We start from the raw sequence: 25,699 nt of genomic DNA, 5'->3' as shown, positions 1-25,699 counted from the left end.
CATGGTTCGTTAAAGGAGTGCCCGTGGACATCGTGATCGGGGTCGTCACCCACGTGACCCACCACGAGTTGTTCCACGACGCCGCGCGCACGCTCCGCGGTGTGGACCTCGAGTGGGTCAGCTACGACCACGAGGACGAGGTCCGCGACAAGGTCGCCGAGTTCCTGAGTACGACGCGGCTCGACGGCTTCCTCGCCGGTCCGGTGCCGTACACGGCGAGCCGTGAACTGCTGCCGCCCGGCCTACCGGTCGGCGTGATCCGCTCGTCCGCGCTCGACCTGACGCTCGCGCTCTACCGCGCCCAGGAACGCGGCTGGGGCCGGACGCCGGTCAGCATCGACACGTTGCCCGCCGAAGCGGTCGACGCGGTGGCCACCGCGCTGGACCTCGACCAGGACCAGATCGACTGCTTGCCCTACGCACCGACCCAGAGCGTCGAGGAGATCGTCGCGTTCCACCGTGAGGCGTTCGAGCGCTTCGGTGAGCGCAGCTACGTGATCAGCGTGCGCGCCGCCGTACGTGACCAGCTCGCCGGGCAGATCCCGATCATGAGCGGGATGCCGGTGCCGGCCACGATCCGCACCGAACTGCACGAGCTCGCGCTCCGGATCGAGTCCGAGCGGGCCAGCGCGCAACGCTTCGCCGCCGGCGTGTTCCTGATCTCGCAGGCCGTCGACTCCGACCGCGCCCGGATCGGCCTGATGAACCATCTGCTGAACACCCCCGAGTTCGCCGGCGCCTGGATCGAGAACCGCGGGCGCCGCGGTGTGGTCGTCTTCGCCCACAAGGCGCTGTTCGAGCGCATCACCCGCAACTGGGTCGCCGTACCCGCGCTGGCCGAGGCCGCCGCGGCGCTCGGGGCGCAGGTCTCGGCCGGTTTCGGTGTCGGTGTGTCGGCCCGCAACTGTGTCCTGCTCGCCGAGCAGGCCGCCGCGCGGGCCGAGCTCGCCGACGAACCGTGCGCGTACCTGTTCGAGGACAGCGGCGTCGTGATCGGCCCGATGGGGCCGGCCGGCGAGGCGCTCCGGTTCTCGTACCGGGAGCACGGCGACGACGTCGAACAGCTCGCGAAGTCCGTCGGTCTGAGCGCCACCACCGTCTCGCGGCTGGCCGCGCTGGACCAGGAACTGCAAGGCCGCACGCTCTCGCCTGGAGAGCTTGCCGGTCATCTCGGCATCACGGATCAGAGCGGACGCCGGCTGATCCGGACTCTCGACGCAGGCGGCCTGGTGAGCGTCGAGGGAACCGCCCAGCACCACGCCAAAGGACGCCCGACGCGTCTGTACCGACTGCGCATCGCCCAAGCGTTGGAGGCACAACCATGGAGCTCACCCGCCGCCACATCCTCAAGCTAGCCGGTCTCGGACTCACGACACCCGCCCTGCTCGCCGCCTGCTCGAACGACAAGTCCGGAGCCGGTGGTTCCGGCGACGGCAGCGTGAAGTTCGAAGGCTGGGACTACGAGGCCGCGCTGGTTCAGCAGAACCTGGACAACTTCACCAAGACCAGCACGATCAAGGTCAACTACACCCCGATCACGAGTGCGCAGTACGTCCAGAAGGTCGTCGCCGAGTTCACCGGTGGCGGCGGCCCGGACGCGCTCTACGTGTACGACGACTCGCTCGCGGCCTGGGTCGAGGGCGACTACCTGCAACCGCTCGATGGCCTGCCCGGCGTCGACGAGGTCTACAGCGCGATCTACCCGGGCAACGCGGAGGCGATGACGTACGACGGCAAGCGGTACGGACTGCCGTACTACACCGACGCGAACTGCCTGACGTACAACTCCGGCATCCTCGCGAAGGCCGGCATCACGAAACCGCCGGCCAGTCTCGAGGAGCTCGAGGCGCAGGCGGTGAAGATCAAGAACGCCGGTCTGCTGCAGTACCCGATCGGTCTGCCCGCGCAGCTGTCCGACACCTGGTGGTCCTGGGTGTGGGCGCTCGTTTTCGGGAGCGGCGGGAACCTGTTCGACGACCAGCAGAACCCGATCATGAACACGTCGGACACCGTCGTGAAGGACGTGTTCGCCTGGCTGCAGCAGGCCGCGAACAAGTCCAAGGTGATCGATCCCGCGTCACTGCAGCTGCTGCCGGTCCCGGTCGACAACGCGATGAAGGCGAACCGGTACGCCTACACGATCGGCGCGCGGTACGCGAGCCGGGACTACAACGACCCGGCGAAGTCCAAGGCCGCGGGCAAGATCCGGATGGCGCTGGTACCGAGTCTGGACGGCAAGGAGCACGCCACGGTCAGCAACACCCGGATGTACGGGCTGGCCAAGGACACCGAGGTCAAGGACAACGCGTTCAAGCTGCTGACATATCTCGGCGGGTACGACGACAAGAAGCAGCCGTACACCGCGAAGTTCTGGTTCCTGCAGCGTGGGCTCGGGTTCGCCTACAAGGGGATGGTCGACGATCCGGCCATCACCGCGGCGCTGAAGAAGTTCGCCGATCCGGCCGTCTACTCGCATCTCGCGGAGATCGCCAAGCCGCGCAACGTGCTCGGCGTGCCCTGGTACACCGAGTTCGAGACCGAGATGCACAAGGTCGTCCAAGGAGTGCTGAGCAATCAGACCCAGCCGGGCGCGGCGGTCGACTCGCTCGCGCAGACGGTCGGCACCCTGAAGAAGAAGTACTCCTGAGCATGGTCGCGCTCGCTGAACGCCGGCCGCTGGGCGACAACGCCAAGGCCTGGGCGCTGAACGCCCCGGCGATGGTGGTGATCGCCCTGCTGGTCGCCTATCCGATCGGGTACTCCTTCTACGTCAGCCTGCAGAAGAACAACCTGAAACGCCCACGGGCCAAGCGGTTCATCGGCTTCGACAATTACAAGGCGCTGCTCACCGACCACGCGTTCCTGTCCGCACTGAAGGTGTCCGCGCTGTTCGTGCTCGTGGTGCTCGGGCTGACCGTCGCACTCGCTCTGATCCTGGCGCTGGTGCTGAACGAGCGGTTTCGCGGCCGCGGTCTGTTGCTCAGTCTCGCTTTGTTGCCCTGGGCAATGCCCGGGGTGGTGAACGGCCTGATGTGGCGGACGATCTTCGACGCGAAGACCGGCGCGCTGAACGGCCTGCTCTCGCAACTCGGACTGATCGACGACTACCACGCCTGGCTGACATCAGGTACGGGCGCCTTCTTCTTCACCGCACTGGCGCAGGTCTGGAACACGCTCCCGTTCTCGGTCATCATCTTGCTGGCCGGATTGTCGACGATCCCCTCGGAGCTGTACGACGCCGCGACCGTCGACCGCGCCGGCGCCTGGCGACGCTTCACCCAGGTCACGATGCCCTGGCTGCTGCACCCGCTGCTGATCGTCCTCATCCTCGAGACGATGAACGCGTTCCGCGCCTTCGACACGATCTACGTCCTCACCGGCGGCGGCCCCGGCGACGCCACGACCACGATCGCGCTCCTCGACGTACAAACCGTCCTCACCTTCACCGACGTCGGCCTCGGCAGCGCCTACGCCTGGGTGATCACCACCATCACCCTGCTGATCTCGATCGCCTACATCGGCCTCCTGTACCGAAAGGGCAATTTCGAAGTATGAGCACTCTCGTCCGCGCTCCGCTGCGCTATCGGATTCCCTGGAAGAAGATCGGGCTCTACGTGTTGGCCGTGGGCTTCGCGTTGTATTTGGCGTTGCCGTTCTACTGGATCGTCGCGATGAGTTTCATGCACGAGGTGGATGCGATCGCGGTGCCGCCGCATTGGGTTCCGGTGCATCCGACGTTGCAGAACTACCTCGGCTTCGTGCACCCGAACGAGTCGCAACAGCTGGTCGGTGGGCGGGCGGTGTCGGAGACGCCGTACTCGTTGCGGAACAGCTTGATCGTGGCGTCGTCGACCGCCGTACTGAACCTCGTACTGGCGACGTTCGCGGCGTACTCGTTCTCGCGGTTGAAGTTCCGCGGGAGTCAGCTGCTGCTCCTGCTGTACCTGCTCACCCGGATGGTGCCCGGAATCGCGATCATCATCCCGTTCTACCTGCTGATGCGGTCGTTCGGGCTGCTGGACACCTACCTGGCGCTGATCCTGTCGTACACGACGTTCGCGTTGCCGATCACGATCTGGATCCTCAAGGACTTCTTCCGCTCCGTACCGCGGGAGCTCGAGGAGGCCGCGCGGGTCGACCGGTGCGGCTGGTTCCGGACGATGTGGACGGTGTTCCTGCCGGTGGCGGCACCGGGGCTGGTCGCGGCCGCGGTGTTCGCGTTTATGACGGCCTGGAACGAGTTCATGTTCGCGCTGTTCCTGACCAGTACGAAGGCGGCGAAGACGATCCCGGTGGTGGCCGCAAACTTCGCCACCGACTTCAACACCCAGTTCACCGTGATGGCCGCGGCCGGTGTGCTCGCGGTCGTCCCACCCCTGCTGCTCGCCCTGCTCTTCCAGCGCAAGTTGGTGCAGGGCATGGCCGCCGGATCCGTGAAGGGCTGACGACATGGCTGAAGTGCGTTTGGAAGGTGTCAGCAAGGCGTTCGGCGGCAAGGTGGCTGTCGGCGATCTGAATCTCACCGTCGAGGACCAGGAGTTCCTCACGCTGGTCGGCCCGTCCGGCTGTGGAAAGTCGACAACCCTGCGGATGATCTGCGGATTGGAACGTGCCACCGAGGGTCACATCTTCTTCGACGGCAAGCCGGTCAGCTGGCTGCCGGCGAACAAGCGGGACGTGTCGATGGTGTTCCAGAACTACGCGCTCTACCCGCACAAGACGGTCCGGCAGAACATCGGCTTCGCGCTCAAGATGATGCGCGTGCCCAAGGCAACGATCGACGAGCAGGTACTGCGGGCCGCGCGGACCCTGGACATCGAGGATCTCCTGGACCGCAAGCCCCGCGAACTCTCCGGAGGTCAACGGCAACGGGTCGCGCTCGGACGCGCGATCGTCCGCGACGCCGGTGCGTACCTGCTCGACGAACCACTGTCGAACCTGGACGCCCAGCTGCGGGTGCTGATGCGGGCCGAGATCAAGCGGCTGCACGTCGACGTGGCCCGGACGTTCATCTACGTCACGCACGACCAGGTCGAGGCGATGACGATGTCGGACCGGATCGCCGTGATGCGCGACGGCGTCGTCCAGCAGTGCGCGACCCCGGAAGAGATCTACGAGCGGCCCGCGAACCGTTTTGTCGCGTCGTTCATGGGCTCCCCGCCGATGAACTTCGTGACCGGCGAGCTCGCGGACGTCGACGGCGTCCGGACCTTCCGCTCCGCCACCCTCAGCCAACCCCTCAGGGCCGGCGCTCTGGGAATCACACCGCCCGACGACCGCGCCGTGGTGCTCGGCATCCGGCCGGAGGACATCAGGCTGTCGACCACCCCGGTCGACGGCTATCGGCCCGGCAAGGTCTTCGTCTCCGAACCACTCGGCCCCGACGTCCTCGTCACGGTCCGGATCGAAGGCGAGCTGATCAAGGCGCGTGTCCCGACCCCGTTCCGGCTCGGCCACGACAGCTCGGTGTACGTCGGCTTCAACCCGGACCGCCTGCACCTGTTCACGGCGTCCGACGGCACCGCCCTCCATGCACCCCAGCGAAAGGAACACTCTTGAGAGACCCCGAGAACGCGACGGTCGAGGTCGAACTACCGGCCGACTTCGACGACTTCTGGGCGGCCGGCCTGGCCGACTGCGCGTCGTACCCGCTCGACCCGGTGCTCACCGAGATGCCGAACCTGTCCACCGACACGGTGCTGGTCTACGACCTGCACTACACCAGCTACGGCGGTCTGCGGATCGCGGGCTGGTTGACCGTGCCGCGGTCCGGACCCGCGCTGTTCCCCGCGCTGGTCACGATCCCGGGCTACATCTCCGAGCCGACGATCCCGAAGGAGTGGTCGGAGCTCGGGTACGTCGCCCTCGCGGTCGCGCCGCGCGGCAAGCTGCGGTCGAACGACGTGTTCAACCCGGGCTATCCGGGGCTGCTGACGCACAACATCGTGGACCCCAACACCTACGGGTACCGCGGCTTCTATCTCGATGTCGTCCGGGCGGTCGAGGTGTTGCTGGATCACCCGGAGGTCGATAGTCAGCGGATCGGACTGCAGGGGTCGAGCCAAGGTGGTGGCCTCGGGATCTCCACGGCCGCGCTGATGCCGGACGTGATCCGGTGCGTCGCGGCGGGAGCGCCGTACCTGTGCGGGATCATGACCGCGCCGACGCTGACCCGGTCGTACCCGTACGAGGAGATCAACGAGTACCTGCGGATCCACCCGAAGGACGTCGATCGGGTGCGGGAGACGGTCGCGTACTACGACGGGCTGAACTTCGCGCCGAAGGTGCTGGCGCCGACGTTGCTGTACCTCGGGATGGAGGACGACGTGTGTCCGCCGGAAACCGGGTTCGCGTTGGAGCGCGTGCTGACGTGTGAGACCACGCTGCACACGTACCCGCACTGCGCGCACCACGCCGGACTTCCGGACGTGATGCGGATCGTGGAGAACTTCCTTGCCGAGCACCTCACCCCGGGACGGTGAACTGATGACCTTCGACAGCTACTGGGCCGCGGTGGACGACGAACTCGCGGCGATCCCCGGTCGGCCGGTGCTCGACGTGGTGCCGGCGCGCACGACCGACGAAGCGACCTTCTACAGCGTCCGCCTGACCAGCACGGGCCCGTACCGCGTCTACGGCAATCTCAGCATCCCGAAGGGCGACGGGCCGTTCCCCGGGCTGCTCATCACCCCGCGCTACGGCAGCGTCAACAACATCCCGCACCCGAACGACCGGAGCCGGTACGTCGTCCTGAGCCTGATGCACCGCGGTCAACGGCTCGCGGACGAGGGGTTCTCGGCGGCGTACCCGGGATTGTTGACGGTCGGAGTCGACGACGCGTCGACGTACATCTATCGCGGGATCGCGGCGGACTGTCTGCGCGCCGCGGAGTTCCTGATGGGGCTGGGCGAGGTGGATCCGGCGCGGGTCGCGGTGAGCGGTGACGACCTGGCGGTACTGACGGCGGCGCGGCGGCCCGGCTTCGGTTCGGTTCGGGTGACCGACTTGCTGTTCTATCGCGCGATGGAGGCGCGGCTGAGGTCGTGTCTCTACCCCCTGGAGGAGCTGAACGATCACCTCCGCGCCGGCTCGTCGATTGATGCCTTGTCGACAACCCTGTCGTACTTCGATCCCGCGCGGCACGCCCCGGCGGTCGCCGGTCGCACACTGGTGTCTGTGGATGACGAGGACTGGTGTACGGCGCTGCTCTCCGCGTTGCCGGATCCTGAGGTATACAAAGTGACTCACCTCGATGGGACCGACAACGATTTCCTCGACGCGTGGCTGGCTGAGCGCTCCGGCGTACCGGCGATGTCGAAGTTCGTCGCATGAATCCGCTGGGGGTCCGTCCCGTCATCAACGCCAACGCGACGGTCACCGTGCTGGGCGGGTCGTTGATGCCGCCGCCTGTCGTGAAGGCGATGGCCGACGCGGCGGCGCAGTTCGTCGACCTGCCCGAGCTGAACGAGCGGGTGGGGGAGCGGCTGGCTGAGCTCACTCACAACGAGGCGGGGTACGTGACCTCCGGCGCAGCGGCCGCCATCACGCTGACTGTTGCGGCCTGCATCACCACCGACTCGCAGGCGTTCCCGCTTGACGCCGAGATCGTCATGTTCACGAGCCAACGCAACGACTACGACTACTCCGCCCGCTTCATCGGCCCCGGCGTCGTCGAGGTGGGCCCGTCGGAGGACGAGTTGCGTACGGCGCTCGCTCGCCGACCCGCCTGCGTTCTGTGGATGGCGGGAGCGCACTACGCCAAGGATGCGCTCCCGATCGAGGACGTGGTGCGAGTTGCTCGCGAGGTCGGCGTACCCGTGCTTGTGGATGCGGCCGCGCAGATTCCACCCGTCGCGAGTTTGTGGCGGTTCACTCGGGACGTCGGCGCGGATGCGGTGATCGTGAGCGGCGGGAAGGGACTGCGTGGGCCGCAGGCCAGCGGGTTGGTGCTGGGGAAGCGGTGGCTGATCGAGCGGATCCGGGCGCACACCTCGCCCAAGCACGAGATCGGGCGGGGGATGAAGGTGGGGAAGGAGGAGCTGATGGGTCTGCTCGCGGCCGTGGAGTGGACGCTGGAACAGGACGAGGAGGAGATGCTGGCCGGCTACGAACGCGTGGTCGACGGGTGGATCGCGGGACTGCAGGGTCTGCCGGGCGTTGCGGTGGAGCGTGGGTACCCGAGTGAGGCCGGTCAGCCGCACAGTCGCGCCGTACTCCGACTCGACCGCGACCGCGACGAGCTGGTCCAGCAACTCTTCGATGGCGAGCCGCGCATCTCCGTCGGAACGTTCGGTCTCCCCGCCGACGCGATCGCGCTCAACCCGCAGACTCTCCAATCCGGAGAAGAAAAGGTGGTTCTCGATACCCTGCTCCGCCTTCTAAGCTCTGGGAATGGCGAGTAAGCCGGATGAGACGCGGGACGGGGTCGATCTGACCAACCTGGATCAACCGCTGTTCGACGGGGCCGAGGCGACCAAGCGGGATCTGGTCGACTACCTGGACGCCGTGCACGAGCGGATGATCCCCGAATTGCGGGAACGGCCGCTCTCGGTGGTGCGGATACGGCCGGGGCAGCCGAAGTTCATGCAGAAGAACGTCCCGAAGTACACACCCGACTGGGTGAAGACCGTGCAGGTCTGGGCGGAGGCGTCCAAGCGGGAGGTGTCGTACGCGCTGTGCGACGACCGGCGAACGCTGCTGTGGTTCGCCAACCAGCGCGCGGTCGAGTACCACCCGACGCTGATGCGGGCCGACCGGTGGGATCGGGTCACGCATCTCGTCCTCGACCTGGACCCACCGGAGGGCGAGACGTTCACGATGGCGGTGCGGGCCGCGTTGCTCGTACGGCAGGCGCTGACCGACTCCGGTCTGGCGGGCGCGGTCAAGACCAGCGGCGCGAAGGGCGTGCACGTGATCGTGCCGATCGACGACACGGTGTCGATCGAGGACGCGGCCGCCGCGACCCGGGCGATCGCGGCGCGGGCGGAGAAGCTCGATCCGGCGGTCGCGACGACGGCGTACATCAAGGAGGACCGGCACGGGAAGGTGTTCGTCGACTCCACGCGCAGCGGCGGGGCGACGATCGTGGCGGCGTACAGCCCGCGGGTCCGGCCTGGCACGACGGTGTCGTTCCCGGTGGGCTGGGACGAGCTCGAGAACGTCCGCCCGCGCGACTTCACCGTGCGCAACGCCGCTCGGCTCCTCGGCTCCGGTGACCCGTGGGCCGATCAGCTGCCGGCGCCGCAGTCCATCCCCGCCGACGTACTCGAGGAAGGTCGCGCGATCCCGGTCGCCCGAGTCGCCGCGATGCACGAAGGCAAACGCCGCAAACGCGCCCGCGAGGCGGAAGAACAGAAGGCCTCCGAATAAACGTCCGCGGTTGGTGCGGCCGGGGAGGACGCCTTCACTTGCTCGCCGCTGCGGCCGAGATGGGAGTTGGCCAGCGGCGCGTCGGGTGAGTTGGTGCTGGCGGGTGGTGGGGTTACTCCGGGGCTGTGGTGAGGGTTAGGGCTTGGCGGCGGATGTGGGGGTGGGGGTGGTTGCGGAGGGCAATTAGTAGGGTGCGCCACTCGGGGGACCAGTTGGTGCGGGTGGCGGCTGCGGTGATGAGGGTGTGGGCCAGGAGGCCTGAGGATGGGTCGGGGGAGCGGGTGAGGGACTCGGCGGCGGGAAGTAGGTCGGCGGGCGTCCAGGTGGGTTCGGTCGCGGCGAGGCGGGCGGCCAGGAGGTCGGCTGCTGTTGCGGCGGCCAGTGGGTCGTCGGCGACCAGGTCCCGCAGAGCCAGCGGATCGATCGACGCAAGGACCTGTAGCTCCAGCCGGAAGTCGAGGAACTCCACGGCAGTCAGCTCGTCAGCGACCGAGATCGCCAGCTGACGGTCCTCGGCCGAGCGGCGACTGAGCTGAGCAGTCAGCTCGGAGATCAGGTACGCCAACCGTTGCCGGGCTGGATGATCCCGGTCCGCCGTCGCGTTCGGCAGCGACGGATTCGCCTCCAACCGCACCAGCAACCGCACCACCTCGACCAGCTCGTCCAGCCCTGTCGGCGGACTGTTCGTCACCATCGCGACCAATGCGGTGATCGCGTCGCGCCAGACTCGGCTGCGGAGCGACAGGTTGCTGATGAAGTCGGCGCACACCTGAGCGGCAGCCGTGTTGTAGCGAGCCCACCCGCGCAACGCCAGCAACGCCGGCCCGACCACCTCCGGCTCGGCCCGCGTCGTCACCGCGATCAACAGGTCGGCGTACCGCGACCGATACCCGAGCGGTACGTCGTAAGCTCGCCGCCCCGTCAACGCCAGCGCAGTCGCCGGCGAATCATGCACCGCCTGCTCCAACACCGCCCACGCCGCCGCGTCATACAAGAGGTACTGCGACACCGTCCGCGCAATCGCGGCCCGCACATCCCGGTGCGCGCCCGACCACGTCTCGGTCAGTACGGCGCCCGCGCCGGGAGCACGCAGCTCGCCGAGCATCCGCACCGCCGCCTTCCGCGACGTGACCTTCACGCCCTCACGAGTCAGTACCGGCTGCAGCAACCCCGGCAACAAACTCGGCCGGACGAACCGCGCCGCCCGCGCCGCGGCGTACACCGCGACCCGAGCCCGGTCGTCCCCGGCATGCGCCTGCAGCAACCGCATCGCCAGATCCGGCCGCTCGGTCCAGGCAAGCGCCGCCAGCGCAGCCTCTTGCAGCAGTACGTCGTCACTCGCAAGGAACTCGTCCAGCGCCGGCCGACCAGCGCTCGGCACTCGCCCGAGCGTCTTCACCGCCGACGCCCGATACCAGTCCGGCATCCCCTCGTCACGAGCTACGCCGACCAGCAACTCGGCGTACCGGGCCTGCTGGCGCGGGAGCCACAGCCGCAGCGCGTAGCTCGGCACCTCCCATGACGGGCTGTTCCGGCCGAACCGGCGGATCTGGTCGGCCGCCGCGAACACCGGATCGAGCAGGTCGGTGCGCAACTCGGTGACGAGCCACCACACCGCGTGCCAGCGCGCCATCCGGACGTCGCGCGTGATGATCTGCTCGACCCGCTCACGTCGCGTCGAGGGCGCGTCCAGCCAGTGCCGGCACGCAGGCTGGACGGTCTTGTCCTGGTTCGACCAGACCGCCTGCTCGAGCACGGCTTGCAGCGGTTCCAGCGCCCACGCCCGCCGGCCGAACGCCTCCGCCACCGCGAGCGCCAGCCCGAACTCGTTCCGCTTCGCCGCCGCCTCGATCGCCGGGCGCAGGACGTCGTACACCTCGACCTCACGTCCGCGCGGGAGGTTCTCCACGAGTCCGTCGAGCGTGAGGGTCCCGATGTTCTCCGCGAGCCGCGCATGCGCCTGCAGGCCCCATTCCAGGACCGCGGGACGGTTGCCTACGGCACCTTCCACGACGGAACGCTCGGCCAATCGGCTCAGCGCGCGCCGCGTCGACCAGGACGTGTCGCGCGCATTCAGCGCATCGTCGAGCAAGGTGTCGAGTGATGCCAGCAGCTCGTTCGTCAGCAGCGTCGGCGACAGTCGCGCGATCGCGTTGACCACGTTGAGCCGAACGGGATCCTGATCGTTGCGCACCCGCTCGGCGGTCCACTGCACGGCCTGCACAACCTGCTCGGGCCGCCGCGCCGACCGGACGATCGACTGATGGACCGAGGTACGAACACTCGCGTCCGGGTCGCCCGCGTCCGGTTCGAGCAGCGCGAAGGCCTCGTCGTACGGCAGGTGTCCGGTGATGCTGCGGCGCACCGAAGCGTCCTCCCGAACCGTCGGCAGGGCGAGCATCCGATGCGCCTGCTCGAAGCGCACCGCGTGCGGCAGTACGTCGAGCAACGAGCTGCTGAGCTGCGCCTGACCCAGATCGATGCCCTGCGTCACGCCCGCGAAGATCCGCGCGCGCCGCGCCGGAGCCAACGCGTGCAGCAGCTCGGCGAGATCCGGCCACACGATCTGCCCGAGCGCGATGAGCTCGTCGTCGGAGTACCGGTGCAGCCGCCGTCGGAACGCCGGGGTCAGGGCCCGTCGCACCACGCCGCGCCGGTCGGGAGCGAGCACCAGTTCCAGTACGCCGCCCGGGTCGCGATCGGTGAGCGGACCGAGGATGTCGAGCACCGCGACCGGCAGATCGTGCGCCGGGACCGCCTGCTTGATCAGCGCGAGCACCGCGTCCGGGTCGTGGCGCAGCATCCCGGTGACGCCATGACCGACGCTCTGCCACCACTCGTCGTCGGCCGGCAACGTCTCCCGCGCGAAGGTCAGCACCTCATCCGGGTGGTGCTTCGCGAGTCCGCGCCAGCCGCTCGGCGACACGCAGTACGCCAGCTCGGGCAGCAGGCGCGCGACGGTCGCGTGGTCCGTCGCGTCCAGCAGTCCGGTCGCCGCGACGTCGCCCCACCGCGCCCGGTGCTCGTCGATCAGCCGTACGGCGAGATGCTCACGCCGCTGCCGGCGTACCAAGGACACGAGTCGCGAACGCAGTGTCGCCGGCGCGTCGTCGTACAGGATCCGAAGGTCGTCGTCCGTGACCGGCACTCCACGGGCGACCGCCGCGAGCGCGCGCGACCGGACGGCCGGATCGGCGTCGCGGAGCATCCGGGTGACGTACGCCGGGTCGCGGGTGACCTCGGCGATCTGGAGACCGAGGACGCGCTCGAAGGTGGTGCCGCGGCCGAGCTCGTCGAGCAGCCCGGCGAGCTGTGGCGCCTGGTCGGCGAGCAGGCGTACGCGCTGTCCGTACGAGAGACCGTCGATCGAACGCAGCAGGTCGGGCAGACGCATGCGCCCATCCTGCCGAACGACCGGTGTCAGCTCTTCAACGACGCGTCGAGGATGAGGGTGGCAGCTTCCCGGGCGCGCAGTGCCGGGTCCGCCGAGCCGGAAATCGCGGCGCGGGTGATCGCGCCCTCGCTGAGCAGGATCAGGTGGTCCGCGAGCCGGTCGGGGTCTTCCGCCCCAGCCTCTTTGGCGAGCTGGGAGAGGACCTGCCGGAAGCCTTCCTGGTGCCGGGACGCCATCTCGGCGACCCGTGGCGAGACGGCGCCGAGCTCGCCGAACGCGTTGATGAACGCGCAGCCGCGGTAGTCCCGCTGGCTGGACCAGGAGTAAAGGAAGTCGAAGACCGCGAGGATCCGGCGCCGTGGGTCGGTCTGCACCTCGACGTGCTCGCCGAGCATCGACTGCCAGAGGATCTCGCGGCGTTCCAGGTAGGCCTCGATCAGCTCGTCCTTGGACGCGAAGAGCTGGTACAGCCGCTTCAGCGATACGCCGGACGCCGCCCGGATCGCGTCCATGCCGACCGCCTGCACGCCGCGCTCGTAGAACAGCGCGTCAGCCGCGTCGAGCACCTGCTGCTGCGCCGTCTTCGTGTCCAGGGCCATCTCTCGCCTCCCAAGTGACCCGCGCCACCTTGCGCGGAGAACCACCGTTCTCTTAGAGTACCCGATATTCGGAGAACGCTCGTTCTCCACTTCAGATCCCGCCAGGAAGGCATTCCGATGACTGTGCTCGAACCCGCTGCCCAGGCCTTCGCCGAAGCGACCGCCAAGCCGCCGTTCCTGTTCCAGCTGACCCCGGAGGAGGGCCGCAAGGCCGTCGACGAGGTGCAGACCACCGACTACCCGAAGCTTCCGGTCGACGAGGAGTGGGTGACCGCCGCCGACGGCACCAAGGCCCGGATCGTGAAGCCGCAAGGCGCCACCGGCGTGCTCCCGGTGATCCTCTACATCCACGGCGCGGGCTGGATGTTCGGCAACGCGCACACCCACGACCGGCTGGTCCGTGAGCTCGCGGTCGGCGCCGGCGCCGCGGTGGTGTTCCCGGAGTACGACCTGTCGCCGGAGGTGCGGTACCCGCACGCGCTCGAGCAGAACTACGCGGTCGCCCGCTGGATCCTCACCTCGGGCAAGGACCAGGGCCTGGACGCGGAGCGGCTGGCGATCGCCGGCGACTCGGTCGGCGGGAACATGACGGCCGCCCTCACGCTGCTGGCGAAGGAGCGCGGGGACGTGAAGTTCGTGCAGCAGGTGCTGTTCTACCCGGTCACGGACGCGTCCTTCGACACCGCGTCGTACAAGGAGTTCGCCGAGGGGTACTTCCTGCAGCTGGACGGGATGAAGTGGTTCTGGGACCAGTACACGACCGACGAGACCGAGCGGGACCAGATCACCGCGTCACCGCTGCGCGCCACGACCGAGCAACTGCAGGGTCTGCCGCCGGCGCTGGTCGTCACGGGGCAGGCCGACGTACTGCGTGACGAGGGCGAGGCGTACGCCGCGAAGCTGCTCGAGGCCGGTGTGCCGACGACCGCGGTCCGGTTCGCCGCGATCATCCACGACTTCGTGATGCTGGACGCGCTCCGCGACACCCACGCCGCGAACGCCGCGATCGAACTGGCGATCTCGACGCTGCGTAAGGCGCTCAACTAACGCGCTGCAGCTCCGCGAACGCTTCACCGAGCTTCGGCAACGTGTAGTGGGCATTCAGGCCGCTCGGGTTCGGCAGGATCCACACCCGGGTCGCGCCGATCATCCGGTCCTGCTTGCCCACTGCCGCCGTACGTTCGGCGAACGCATCCCGGTACGCCGTGACGCCGAGCACCGCCAGCCACTCGGGCTGGTACTCGTGCACCTTCCGCACCAGGTTCTCCCCGCCGGCCACGAGATCCGCCCGCGTCAGCTCAGCGGCCTTCGCCGACGGCCGATCGACCACGTTGGTGATCCCGAGGCCGTAGTTCAGCAAGTCCCGCTGCTCGTCCGGCCGCAGCTGCCGCGGCGTGAACCCACTCAGCTGCAGCGCCGGCCAGAACCGATTCCCCGGCCGCGCGAAGTGATGCCCGGTCTCCGCCGACATCAGCCCCGGATTGATCCCACAGAACAGCACCCGCAGCCCGCCCGCAATGACATCCGGAATCCCGTCCACGAGGCCAAACCCTAGACGCGCACCGAAGAACGGGTAGTGGTGCCCATCCTGGAGCGCCCGCCCAACCCGCCCACGCTCACGGCCCCGCGATCTCGGCGACCACTACCCGTTCTTCGGTACAGCACCGACTCTGTCAACCCAGGGTTGACGCCGCCAGATCGTCAACCTACGGTTGACGCATGACTCCCGGACCAGATCTGCAGCAACTGATTACGACGATCAAGACCGACACCGGCAGCGACGACGAGCTGGAGCAGCTCGCCACCGCCGCGGTGACGATCAGCGAACTGACCAGCACCGGTGACGCGGCCCTCGGGTTCTTCGTCGACCGGGCCCGCGGCGCGGGGAAGTCGTGGGTCGAGATCAGCGCCGTCCTCGGCGTCAGCAAGCAGGCCGCCCACAAGCGCTTCGCCGACTCGTGGACGGCTCGCCCGGCGTTCGAGCGCTACACGCAGCGCGCCCGCGCGGTCGTTCAGGCCGCGGCCGACATCGCCCGCGATCGCAACCACAACTTCGTCGGCACCGAGCACCTCCTGCTCGCGCTGTACAAGCAGCCCGACAGCGTCGCCACGAAGGTGCTTGTCCAGCACGGCATCACCGAAGCCACGGTCCTCCAAGCCGTCAACGCCGAAAGCCCCGCCGCCGAGAGCCCGGCCGCCGAGAGCCCGGCCGCCGAGAGCCCCGCCGCCGAAAGTCCCGCTGCCGCGGAGGCCGCGCCGAAGGGCCTCGACGCCGAGAACCCGCCGTACACCCGCCGCGCCGCGCACGTTCTGCAAGGAGCCGTCGGCGAAGCCGTCACGCTCGGCCACAACTATGTCGGCACCGAACACCTCCTGCTGGCGTTCTTCCGCGACTCGGCCGGCATCGCGACGAAGATCCTGCTCGACCAGGGACTCGACGAAGCCGCCGCCTGGCAGGACATCCGGGTCCAGCTGGAGGGGTTCACGAAGTAGGTTTGGCGCATGCCTGACTGGTCTGCGCGGTTGAACGAGTTGGCGGTGGCCGCCGAGGTCACCGGGGCGGTGCTCGGCGTCTGGCACGACGGCGCGACGACGATCACGCCGTACGGCGTCCTGAACACGGCGACCGGTGTCGAGGCGACCGCCGACTCGCTGTTCCAGATCGGCTCGATCAGCAAACCGTGGACGGCGACGATGATCGTCCAGCTCGCCGCCGAGGGCCGGCTGCGGCTCGACGACCCGGTGGTCAAACTGTTGCCTGAGGCACCTGTCGACGACCGGATCACGGTCCGTCAGCTGCTCACGCACACCAGCGGGATCGACGGCGACCTGTTCGCCGACACCGGCCGCGGCGACGACTGCCTGCAGCGGTACGTCGCTCTGCTCGCCGGCGTCGACCAGTTGTTCGCGCCGGGGACGGCGTACTCGTACTGCAACGCTGGATTCGTGCTGCTCGGCCGGCTGATCGAAGTACTCGACGGCCGGACGTGGGACGAGTCCCTGAAAGCCCGCCTGCTCGAACCGCTCGAGCTCACCCACACCGTCACGCTGCCCGAGGAAGCGATCCTGTTCCGCGCGGCACGAGGCCACGTCGCCGCCGACGGTGCGTCGGTGAAGACCTGGCAACTACCGCGCAGTATCGGCCCCGCCGGGACGATCACGGCGAGTGCCGGCGACCTCCTCACGTTCGCCCGGATGCACCTGTCCGACGACCGGTACGCCGCGATGCAGGAGCCGCAGGTCCCGTCCGCCGGTGGGATCGGCGGGTTCGTCGACCTGGGCCTGACCTGGCGGATCTACGACTGGGACGGCCGCCGCATCTTCGGCCACGACGGCTCGACGATCTCGCAGCTCGCCTTCCTCCGCGTCGACACCGAAGCCCGGTTGATCATGTGCCTGCTGACGAACTCCGGCAATGGCACCCGCCTGTTCGAGCCGCTGGCCAGCGAGGTCTTCCAGCACTATGTGGGTGTCAGCCACCCGGCGCCGCCGCAGCCGATCGACGTACCGATCGACGACCGCCACGTCGGACGCTACGAACGGACGAGCGTCCGGCTCGACGTCGTGCGCCGGGACGACCGCCTGGTGCTGCTGGAGCAGGCGACCGGAGACCGGCTGGCGTTCGCCGAGGAACCGGAGCACGAGTCCGAGCTGCGGCCGACCGAACCCGCGGACGGCGACCATTTCGTCACCCGGTATTCCCCAGAGCATCCCTGGGTGCCGTTGACCTTCCGGCCGAACCACCTGTTCACCTCGGGACGGTTCACCCCCAAGCGGTAAATCTGAGATATGGGAGGTGCTGGTTGGGGTGACCGAGCTAACGTCGCACCTGTGACTAGTGCACCTGCTGAACTTCCTCGTAAAGCTGGTGACCTCCGGGCCGCCGGATACCTTCCCCGGTCGATCAAGGCCGAAATCCGTGACAACCTGCTGAAAGAGCTCCGCGCCGGGCGCGACCCGTGGCCGGGCATCGTCGGATTCACCCGGACGGTGATACCGCAACTCGAGCGTGCCCTGCTCGCGGGACACGACGTCGTACTGCTCGGTGAGCGTGGTCAGGGCAAGACCCGGCTGCTGCGCACCCTGGTCGGGCTGCTCGACGAGTGGACCCCGGTGATCGAGGGCGCCGAACTGCCCGAGCACCCGCTCGACCCGATCACGCCGGCCTCGCGCCGCCGCGCCGCCGAACTCGGCGACGACCTGCCGGTCGCCTGGTTGCACCGCTCCTTGCGGTACGCCGAGAAGCTCGCCACCCCCGACACCTCGGTCGGTGACCTGATCGGCGACGTCGACCCGGTGAAGGTCGCCGAGGGCCGCAGTCTCGGCGACCCCGAGACCATCCACTTCGGACTGGTCCCGCGCTCGCACCGCGGTATCGTCGCGATCAACGAACTGCCGGACCTCGCCGAGCGCATCCAGGTCGCGTTGCTGAACGTGATGGAGGAGCGCGACATCCAGGTCCGCGGGTACACGCTGCGGCTGCCGCTCGACGTGTTGCTGGTGGCAACGGCCAACCCCGAGGACTACACCAACCGCGGCCGGATCATCACCCCGCTGAAGGACCGCTTCGGCGCCGAGGTCCGCACCCACTACCCGCTCGACATCGACGCCGAGGTGGACGTGATCCGGCAGGAGGCCGAGTTCACCGCCGAGGTCGGCGAGCCGCTGCTGGAGGTGCTGGCCCGGTTCGTCCGGCACCTGCGCGAGTCGACGTCGATCGACCAGCGGTCCGGCGTCTCCGCGCGGTTCGCGGTCGCCGCGGCCGAGACGATCGCCGCCGCCGCGCTGCGCCGGTCCGCGATCACCGGCGAGGAGCCGGCCGTTGCGCGACCGGTCGACCTCGAGGCGGTGCCCGCCGTACTGCGCGGCAAGCTCGAGTTCGAGCCCGGTGAAGAGGGACGCGAGATCGAACTGCTCGAGTACCTGCTGCGTCGGTCGGTGGCCGACACGGCGCGCGAACGGTTCGCCGGTCTGGACCTCAGCCCACTGGCCCACGCTGTTGCTGACGGCAACCTTGTGACCACCGGTGAGCGGGTGCCCGGCCGCGACGTACTGGCCGCGCTGCCCGAGCTGCCGGTGCTGCACGACGTCGCCGCCCGGGCCGGGGTAGAGCCGAACGACTCGTCCGGCCGGATCGCCGCCGCCATCGAGCTCGCCCTCGAGATGCTCTATCTCTCGAAACGCGTCGCCAAGGACGCTGACGAAGACACAACGGTCTACGGAGCCTGACATGAGCTCGATTCCGGAAGGCTGGTCCTACGGGCCGTGGCATGACGGGCCCGATCCGTTGAAGCCGCCGGTCGATCTGCGGGACGCGCTGGACGAGATCGGCCGGGACGTGATGAACGGGTCGTCACCGCGGTCCGCGCTGGAGGAGATGCTCCGGCGCGGCACGCGGAACACCCAGGGCCTGGACGACCTGACCCGCCGGCTGTGGGAGCGTCGCCGCGAGATCCAGCGGCGGCACAACCTCGACGGCACGTTGCAGGACGTCCAGCGGCTGCTCGACGAGGCACTGGCGGCCGAGCGCCGCGAGCTGTTCCCGAACCCGTCCGACGACGCTCGCTTCAAGGAGGCCGAGCTCGACGCGCTCCCGTCCGGTACGGCGGCCGCGGTGCGCGAGCTCGCCAACTACCAATGGGAGTCGTCGGAAGCGCGGGCGAAGTACGAGGAGATCCGTGAGCTGCTCGGGCGCGAGCTGCTCGGGTCCCGGTTCGAGGGCATGAAGGAGGCGTTGCAGCAGACCACGCCTGAGGACATCGAGCGGATCAACGAGATGCTCACCGACCTCAACGCGTTGCTCGCGGCGCATGCGCAAGGGCGTCCCGACGTACCGCAGATGTTCGACGAGTTCATGGCCGCGCACGGGGAGTTCTTCCCGGAGAATCCACAGAACGTCGACGAGCTGATCGACGTACTTGCGCAGCGGGCGGCCGCGGCACAACGGATGCTCAACTCGATGACGCCCGAGCAACGGGCCGAGCTGATGGAGTTGTCGCAGCAGGCGTTCGGCAGTCCGCAACTCGCGCAGCAGTTGGCGCAGCTGGATGCCCAGCTGCAAGGGCTGCGGCCGGGGGAGGACTGGTCCGGGTCGGAGCAGATGAGTGGTGACGATCCGCTCGGTCTCGCCGACGGCGCGCGGGCGATGTCCGATCTCGCGGAGCTCGACGCACTCGCCGAGCAGTTGGCGCAGTCTTATCCGGGTGCACGACTGGAGGACATCGATCTCGACGCTCTCACGCGGCAATTGGGTGACGAGGCAACGGTCGATGCGCGCCGGTTGAGTGAACTCGAGCGGCAGCTACGCGATCAGGGGTTGATCGAGCGGGCGCCCGACGGCTCGCTGCAGTTGTCTCCGAAGGCCTTGCGTCAACTCGGTCAGACCGCGTTGGCCGACGTACTGCGGACCGCCCGTGGTTCCGGTGAGCGCGATGCGGCGAACGCGGGTGCAGCGGGTGAGTTGAGTGGCTCCTCGCGTCGGTGGGAGTTCGGTGACACCCAGCCGTGGGACGTGCCGCGGACGGTGCGCAACGCCGTACTGCGGACTGCTCATCGCGGCGGTGGTGGCGTACGGCTCGACGTCGCGGACGTGGAGATCGCCGAGACCGAGCACCGGGCACGGGCCGCCGTGGCGTTGCTGGTCGACACCTCCTGGTCGATGGTCCAAGAGGGCCGGTGGCTGCCGATGAAACGGACGGCGCTCGCGCTGCACCAACTCATCTCGACCCGCTACCGCAACGACGCCCTCCAGCTCATCACCTTCGGCCGGTACGCCGGAGTTGTCGAGCTACCGCAGCTGATCGGCATGGAAGGCACTTGGGAACAGGGCACCAATGCGCACCACGCCCTGCTCCTCGCCGGCCGCCACCTCCGTCGCCACCCGGACGCCCAGCCGGTCGTCCTGATGGTGACCGACGGCGAACCGACCGCACACCTGGAGCCCGACGGCACCGCCGAGTTCTCCTACCCACCCGAGCCGGCCACTCTCCGCAAGACGATCTTCGAAGTGGACCGACTCGCCAAACTCGGAGCCTCGCTGACCGTCTTCCGGCTGGGCGACGACCCACGCCTCAACGCGTTCGTTGACCTCTTGGCCCGCCGCAGCAGCGGCCGAGTCCTCGCCCCTGACGCCGACGGCCTGGGCGCCGCAGTAGTGGGCGACTACCTGAGAACCCGCCGCAAGCTCTAACGCACCTTGATCGCGTGTTCCGGGGCCTCGTCACGGAGGATGGCAGCTAGTACGTCGACGCCATCCACCAGGCGAGGCCCCGGCCGCGCGAAGTACCCGTTCGCGTCGACCGCCCACACCGGAATACCCGGCGGCAACTCGTGCAGTACTCCCTCGGTCAGGCGAGCCGCACCCTCGAGGTCGAACCCACACGGCGCCGCCACAATCACGTCAGGCCGCGCCTCCCGCACCATCTCCCACGAGATCGCCACCGACCGCTGGCCCGCCCGCCCCAGCACATCGACCCCACCCGCCAACGCCACCATCTCCGGCAACCAATGCCCCGGAGCAAACGGCGGCTCAGTCCACTCAAGCAACCCAACCCGCACCGGCTCGTCGCCACCCTCCGCCCCGCGGGCTGCCTGCGCGTGCCCGCTGGCTGTCTCCGCGTGGCCGCCGATCGAGTTGGCTCGGTGAGCGTCCAGTCGCGTCCTGAGGTTCGCCACCAACCCCGTCGCGTCTCGGCCGATCGCCTTCCCGATCGTCGCGATCGACTCCAGTACCTCGTCCAGAGTGTGTGGGTCGGTACTCACCACCTCCGCCCGACACCCGAGGTACGCGAGCGCCTCCCCGACATCCTCCACATCGATCGCACACACCGCGCACAGATCCTGCGTGATCACCACCTCGGGATCGAGCTCCCGCAGTACCCCCGCGTCCAGGTGGTAGAGATCCTCCCCAGCCGCCACCATCCGACGTACGACGGTGTCGATCTCACCCGGCGTCAGCCCCGCAGGCAACGCCGTACCCGAAACGATCCGCCGCGTACGAGCCGTCGCCGGATAGTCACACTCGAACGTCACCCCCACCACGTCCTCCCCAGCCCCCAACGCAAAGCAAACCTCAGTCGCAGAAGGCAACAACGAAACAATCCGCATCCCCGGACTCTAACCACGCCCCGACACCCGGGGGTTGAGACCTGCACCCGGGACTTGGGACAGGTAATAACAGGTCCGCACCCACCACTTCCTGTCTCAGCCCCCGCGGCGCCCACCGACTCCACGTTCTCGCCGAACGCGCGTCTGCTGGGGCTTGCTGTGCGTGCGGTGTGCTTGTTCCTGCCGGCGTACGGCGGATTCGGGCCCGAGCGCGGGGGATGTGGGTTCGTGTTGGGGGTTCTTCGTCGGTGTACCAGCGGAGAACCCCCAACACGACGGGTTATCCCCTCGTGGGAGAAGCCGCTGGAGGGCGTAGGTGGGTGTCTGCTGCTGGCTTGTTGAGGGAGCCGCCAAATGCGGAGTCGGCGCGCCGCCCGAAGTGGCGGATCGGTGCTGGTTGTGGTGGGTTGCCGCGGCGCCGTCGGGGTGGCTAGGGAACTGTCGAAAACCCGACAGGAACGTCGTGAAGTGGGTGGCTTGCGAATTGTCGTCGGATGCGGCGATTGTCTCGCGTTGTCAATGGGGGAAGGGTTTTCCGGCCTTCGACCTGTGGGCAGGGTCACGTCGGCATGGTGAGACCAGTGTTCAACTGGACTGGTTTTTGGGCTTACTCTGAAAACACGCCCCCGCCGCCGAAGTCGATGGGCCAGCGGGTCACCGTCCCGCGTGCAAGACAGCCGCACCTGAAACCCAGGGAGTGACCGTGCCGAAACTCGTCTACGACTTCACCGAAGGCAACAAGGACATGAAGCAGCTCCTCGGCGGGAAGGGGGCGAACCTGGCCGAGATGACCAACCTCGGGCTGCCGGTTCCGCCCGGCTTCACGATTACCGCCGACGCCTGCCGCGCGTACCTGGAGACCGGGGCGGTGCCGACGGACCTCGCCGACGAGATCGATCATCATGTCGCGTTGTTGCAGCAGAAGATGGGTAAGAAGCTCGGTCAGGCCGACGATCCGCTGCTCGTCTCGGTGCGTTCAGGGGCTGCCGTGTCGATGCCCGGGATGATGGAGACGGTGCTGAACGTCGGCCTCAACGACGACTCGGTGAACGGGCTCGCGCACCATTCCGGCAACCCAAGGTTCGCCTGGGACGCGTACCGCCGGCTGATCCAGATGTTCGGCAAGACCGTGCTCGGCATGGACGGTGACGTGTTCGAGGACGCGATCGAGAACGCCAAGCAGGCCAAGGGCACCCGCAACGACCTGGACCTGGACGCGGACGATCTGAAGGGTCTCGTCGCGACGTTCAAGCAGGCCGTGCACGACCACACGGGTCGCGAGTTCCCGCAGGACCCGCGGACCCAGATGGACCTCGCGACCGAGGCCGTGTTCCGGTCCTGGAACGCCGATCGCGCGGTCCTCTACCGTCGCCAGGAGCGGATCCCGGCCGACCTCGGTACGGCGGTCAACATCTGCTCGATGGTGTTCGGCAACCTCGGCATGGACTCCGGCACCGGTGTCGCGTTCACCCGTGACCCGTCGACCGGCCAGCCCGGCGTGTACGGCGACTACCTCCAGAACGCGCAAGGCGAGGACGTCGTCGCGGGCATCCGCAACACGGTCCCGCTGGCCGACCTCGAGCAGATCGACAAGACGTCGTACGACGATCTGATGCGGATCATGGCCGCGCTCGAAGGGCATTACCGCGACCTGTGCGACATCGAGTTCACGGTCGAGCGCGGCAAGCTGTGGATGCTGCAGACCCGGGTCGGCAAACGGACCGCGGCGGCGGCGTTCCGGATCGCGACCAGCTTGATCGACGAAGGCGTGATCGACACCGACGAGGCGCTCAAGCGGGTGAAGGGTGCGCAGCTCGCGCAGCTGATGTTCCCGCGCTTCGACGCGGACGCCTCGAAGGACCTGATCACCAAGGCGATCGGCGCGTCGCCGGGTGCGGCGTCGGGCAAGGTCGTGTTCACGTCGGCTGCCGCGGTCGAGGCCGCCGAGCGGGGCGAGAAGGTGATCCTGGTCCGCAAGGAGACGAACCCGGACGACCTGCACGGCATGATCGCGGCACAGGGCATCCTGACCAGCCGCGGCGGCAAGACCTCGCACGCGGCGGTGGTCGCGCGCGGCATGGGCAAGACCTGTGTCTGCGGCGCCGAGGAACTCGACGTGAACGTTGCCCAGGGCACCATTACGGTGAAGGGCGCGGTCCTCGAGGCGGGCGAGCTGATCTCGATCGACGGCACCACCGGCGAGGTGTTCCGCGGCGAGGTCCCGGTCGTCCCGTCACCGGTCGTGCAGTACTTCGAAGGCACGCTGGCGCCCGACGCGGGTGACGAGCTCGTCGCGTCGGTGCACCGGTTGATCACACATGCCGACGAGGTACGGCGGCTCGGCGTCCGGACCAATGCGGACACCGCGGACGACGCGGCGCGGGCGCGGCGGTTCGGGGCCGAGGGGATCGGGCTGTGCCGGACCGAGCACATGTTCCTGGGGGAGCGGCGGGAGTCCATCGAGCGGTTGATCCTCGCGGACAACGACACCGACCGGGAGGCTGCGCTGGCCGAGCTGGAGCCGCTGCAGCGTGGCGACTTCCTCGAGCTGCTGGCCGCGACGGACGGACTGCCGGTGACCATCCGGTTGATCGACCCGCCGTTGCACGAGTTCCTGCCGTCGATGGAGGAGCTGGCGGTGAAGGTCGCGGTGGCGCGCGAGCGCGGCGAGGACCCGGGGCACGAGGCGGCGCTGCTCGCGGCGGTCGAGCGGCTGCACGAGCAGAACCCGATGCTCGGGCTGCGCGGCGTACGGCTCGGGCTGGTGATCCCCGGCTTGTTCGCGATGCAGGTACGGGCGATTGCGTCGGCAGCCGTCGAGTTGCGGGCCCAGGGCAAGGACCCGCAGCCCGAGATCATGATCCCGCTCGTCGGTGCCGTCCAGGAACTGCACCTGGCGCGCGACGAGGTCGAACGCGTCCTCGCCGAGGTCGGCATGGAGCAGGAGATCCCGATCGGCACGATGATCGAACTGCCGCGGGCCGCGGTGATCGCGGACCAGATCGCGGAGGCGGCCGACTTCTTCTCCTTCGGCACCAACGACCTGACGCAGACCACCTGGGGCTTCAGCCGTGACGACGTCGAGGGCGCGTTCTTCTCGTCGTACCTGGAGAAGGGGATCTTCGCGGTGTCGCCGTTCGAGTCGATCGACCGCGAGGGGGTCGGCGCGCTCGTGCGGACCGGTGTGGAGCGCGGCCGGGCGACCAAGCCGGACCTCAAGGTCGGCGTCTGCGGCGAGCACGGCGGTGACCCGGACAGCATCCACTTCTTCCACGAGGTCGGTCTCGACTACGTGTCCTGCTCGCCGTTCCGTATTCCGGTAGCCCGTTTGGAGGCCGGCCGGGCAGCATTGGCCGGGTGACCAGACAGACCCTGCGCCAGACCTTCGGAGAGGACGCGGAGCTGTACGACCGCGTCCGGCCGACGTACCCCCGCGAGTTGTACGACGACCTCGCGGGGCTCGTCGGCGCGCATCCGAAGGTGCTGGAGATCGGCCCGGGAACCGGCCAGGCGACGGCGGCGATGCTCGCGCGCGGCTGGTCGGTCACGGCGGTCGAGCTGAGTCCGGACCTGGCGGGAGTGTTGCAGCGGAAGCTCCCGCAGGTCGAGGTCGTGGTGGCGGACTTCGACACGTGGGAGTTGCCTCCCGCGAGCTTCGACCTCGTCATCTCCGCGACCGCGTTCCACTGGCTCGATCCGGCAACGCGGCTCGAGCGGTGTGTGCAGGTGTTGCGGCCGGGCGGGACGCTCGCGGTGGTGTCGACGCATCATGTGGCGGGTGGCAGTTCGCAGTTCTTCGCCGACGTGCAGGCCTGTTACGAGCGGTTCACCGACGATGCCACCGAGGGTGGGTTGCCGGCGGCGGACGACGTACCGGAGGATCCGGCCGGGCTCGCGGAGGCGGGGTTGTTCGCGACGGTGGAGTTCCGCAGGTATGTCTGGGATGCGGACTATTCGACGGCCGACTATCTCGAACTTCTGTCGTCGTATTCGGGTCATCGAGCCTTGACAACGCCGCGGCGTGACGGACTGTACGACTGCATCGGCGCTCGGATCGACGCCGCTGGCGGTTCCATCACGAAGCGTTACCTCAACCAACTGTCCGTAGGAATTTCCTTAACCAACCCCTTGCGTAGCGGTGCGTGACCTGGTGAGAATATCCGGGCGGGAAGGGAGATCGCTCGTCGACTTTCGGGTCTGACCTGAACCAGCCGCTGTGGCGGCTCGCGAC

Annotated in this window: 20 protein-coding genes; 16 read left to right on the top strand and 4 right to left on the bottom strand. The window is 68.4% G+C overall.

Annotated features, from left to right (window positions below; all coding sequences use genetic code 11):
• The first annotated feature begins 23 nt into the window (after positions 1–23).
• From AC0662_RS25380 to ligD, 9 genes are read left to right on the top strand one after another with little or no spacing between them, the layout of a single operon-like run.
• A complete protein-coding gene (locus tag AC0662_RS25380; protein WP_478303680.1) occupies positions 24–1,355 on the top strand; it encodes a hypothetical protein in 1,332 nt (443 codons plus the stop codon).
• Complete coding sequence (locus tag AC0662_RS25375) at positions 1,322–2,647, top strand: ABC transporter substrate-binding protein (RefSeq protein ID WP_478303678.1); 1,326 nt, start codon at positions 1,322–1,324, stop codon at positions 2,645–2,647. Before AC0662_RS25380 ends, AC0662_RS25375 begins: the two co-directional genes overlap by 34 nt.
• A gap of 2 nt (positions 2,648–2,649) precedes the next feature.
• Complete coding sequence (locus AC0662_RS25370) at positions 2,650–3,555, top strand: carbohydrate ABC transporter permease (protein ID WP_478303676.1); 906 nt, start codon at positions 2,650–2,652, stop codon at positions 3,553–3,555.
• Entirely contained in the window at positions 3,552–4,445 is an 894-nt protein-coding gene (locus AC0662_RS25365; RefSeq protein ID WP_478303674.1) for a carbohydrate ABC transporter permease, read from the top strand. Before AC0662_RS25370 ends, AC0662_RS25365 begins: the two co-directional genes overlap by 4 nt.
• 4 nt (positions 4,446–4,449) lie before the next feature.
• Positions 4,450–5,559, top strand: coding sequence for an ABC transporter ATP-binding protein (locus AC0662_RS25360; protein ID WP_478303672.1), 1,110 nt, complete (start codon positions 4,450–4,452; stop codon positions 5,557–5,559).
• Entirely contained in the window at positions 5,556–6,482 is a 927-nt protein-coding gene (locus AC0662_RS25355; protein WP_452203663.1) for an acetylxylan esterase, read from the top strand. The genes AC0662_RS25360 and AC0662_RS25355 overlap by 4 nt, the downstream gene beginning before the upstream one ends.
• A gap of 4 nt (positions 6,483–6,486) precedes the next feature.
• Positions 6,487–7,332: an acetylxylan esterase gene (locus tag AC0662_RS25350; protein ID WP_478303670.1), complete on the top strand. Its 846-nt coding sequence runs from the start codon at positions 6,487–6,489 to the stop codon at positions 7,330–7,332.
• A complete protein-coding gene (locus tag AC0662_RS25345) occupies positions 7,329–8,402 on the top strand; it encodes a hypothetical protein (RefSeq protein WP_478303668.1) in 1,074 nt (357 codons plus the stop codon). The genes AC0662_RS25350 and AC0662_RS25345 overlap by 4 nt, the downstream gene beginning before the upstream one ends.
• Positions 8,392–9,369 (top strand): non-homologous end-joining DNA ligase, encoded by a 978-nt coding sequence (gene ligD, locus AC0662_RS25340; protein WP_478303666.1) that lies wholly within the window; start codon positions 8,392–8,394, stop codon positions 9,367–9,369. Before AC0662_RS25345 ends, ligD begins: the two co-directional genes overlap by 11 nt.
• 112 nt (positions 9,370–9,481) lie before the next feature.
• On the opposite strand, the gene AC0662_RS25335 is transcribed toward ligD, so the two are convergent.
• Both AC0662_RS25335 and AC0662_RS25330 read right to left on the bottom strand, forming a co-directional pair.
• On the bottom strand, positions 9,482–12,763 hold the full coding sequence (locus AC0662_RS25335; protein ID WP_478303664.1) for a hypothetical protein: 3,282 nt from the start codon (positions 12,761–12,763) through the stop codon (positions 9,482–9,484).
• A 26-nt stretch (positions 12,764–12,789) separates the two neighbouring features.
• Positions 12,790–13,362 (bottom strand): TetR/AcrR family transcriptional regulator, encoded by a 573-nt coding sequence (locus tag AC0662_RS25330; RefSeq protein WP_452203658.1) that lies wholly within the window; start codon positions 13,360–13,362, stop codon positions 12,790–12,792.
• A gap of 117 nt (positions 13,363–13,479) precedes the next feature.
• Here AC0662_RS25330 and AC0662_RS25325 point away from each other — a divergent pair, with 117 nt between their 5' ends.
• On the top strand, positions 13,480–14,409 hold the full coding sequence (locus AC0662_RS25325) for an alpha/beta hydrolase (protein ID WP_478303662.1): 930 nt from the start codon (positions 13,480–13,482) through the stop codon (positions 14,407–14,409).
• Here AC0662_RS25325 and mug read toward each other — a convergent pair.
• Positions 14,402–14,902, bottom strand: coding sequence for a G/U mismatch-specific DNA glycosylase (gene mug / locus AC0662_RS25320; RefSeq protein ID WP_478303660.1), 501 nt, complete (start codon positions 14,900–14,902; stop codon positions 14,402–14,404). The two genes, AC0662_RS25325 and mug, sit on opposite strands and share 8 nt — an antisense overlap.
• A 179-nt stretch (positions 14,903–15,081) precedes the next feature.
• On the opposite strand from mug, the gene AC0662_RS25315 reads away from it, so the two are divergent.
• From AC0662_RS25315 to AC0662_RS25300, 4 genes are read left to right on the top strand one after another with little or no spacing between them, the layout of a single operon-like run.
• On the top strand, positions 15,082–15,855 hold the full coding sequence (locus tag AC0662_RS25315; RefSeq protein WP_478303658.1) for a Clp protease N-terminal domain-containing protein: 774 nt from the start codon (positions 15,082–15,084) through the stop codon (positions 15,853–15,855).
• A 9-nt stretch (positions 15,856–15,864) separates the two neighbouring features.
• Positions 15,865–17,142 (top strand): serine hydrolase domain-containing protein, encoded by a 1,278-nt coding sequence (locus AC0662_RS25310; protein ID WP_478303656.1) that lies wholly within the window; start codon positions 15,865–15,867, stop codon positions 17,140–17,142.
• A gap of 51 nt (positions 17,143–17,193) precedes the next feature.
• On the top strand, positions 17,194–18,591 hold the full coding sequence (locus tag AC0662_RS25305) for a sigma 54-interacting transcriptional regulator (RefSeq protein WP_478303654.1): 1,398 nt from the start codon (positions 17,194–17,196) through the stop codon (positions 18,589–18,591).
• A gap of 1 nt (position 18,592) precedes the next feature.
• Positions 18,593–20,551: a vWA domain-containing protein gene (locus AC0662_RS25300; protein ID WP_478303652.1), complete on the top strand. Its 1,959-nt coding sequence runs from the start codon at positions 18,593–18,595 to the stop codon at positions 20,549–20,551.
• On the opposite strand, the gene AC0662_RS25295 is transcribed toward AC0662_RS25300, so the two are convergent.
• A complete protein-coding gene (locus tag AC0662_RS25295; protein ID WP_478303650.1) occupies positions 20,548–21,393 on the bottom strand; it encodes a TroA family protein in 846 nt (281 codons plus the stop codon). The two genes, AC0662_RS25300 and AC0662_RS25295, sit on opposite strands and share 4 nt — an antisense overlap.
• A gap of 820 nt (positions 21,394–22,213) precedes the next feature.
• Between AC0662_RS25295 and ppdK the strand changes: the two genes are divergently transcribed.
• Together ppdK and AC0662_RS25285 are read left to right on the top strand one after the other, a co-directional pair.
• Entirely contained in the window at positions 22,214–24,829 is a 2,616-nt protein-coding gene (gene ppdK / locus AC0662_RS25290) for a pyruvate, phosphate dikinase (RefSeq protein ID WP_478304210.1), read from the top strand.
• On the top strand, positions 24,826–25,614 hold the full coding sequence (locus AC0662_RS25285; protein ID WP_478303648.1) for a class I SAM-dependent methyltransferase: 789 nt from the start codon (positions 24,826–24,828) through the stop codon (positions 25,612–25,614). The genes ppdK and AC0662_RS25285 overlap by 4 nt, the downstream gene beginning before the upstream one ends.
• Positions 25,615–25,699 lie beyond the last annotated feature (85 nt).

The sequence above is a fragment of the Kribbella sp. NPDC043289 genome, assembly GCF_056436705.1.
This window is presented reverse-complemented; position numbering and strand designations above follow the sequence as displayed.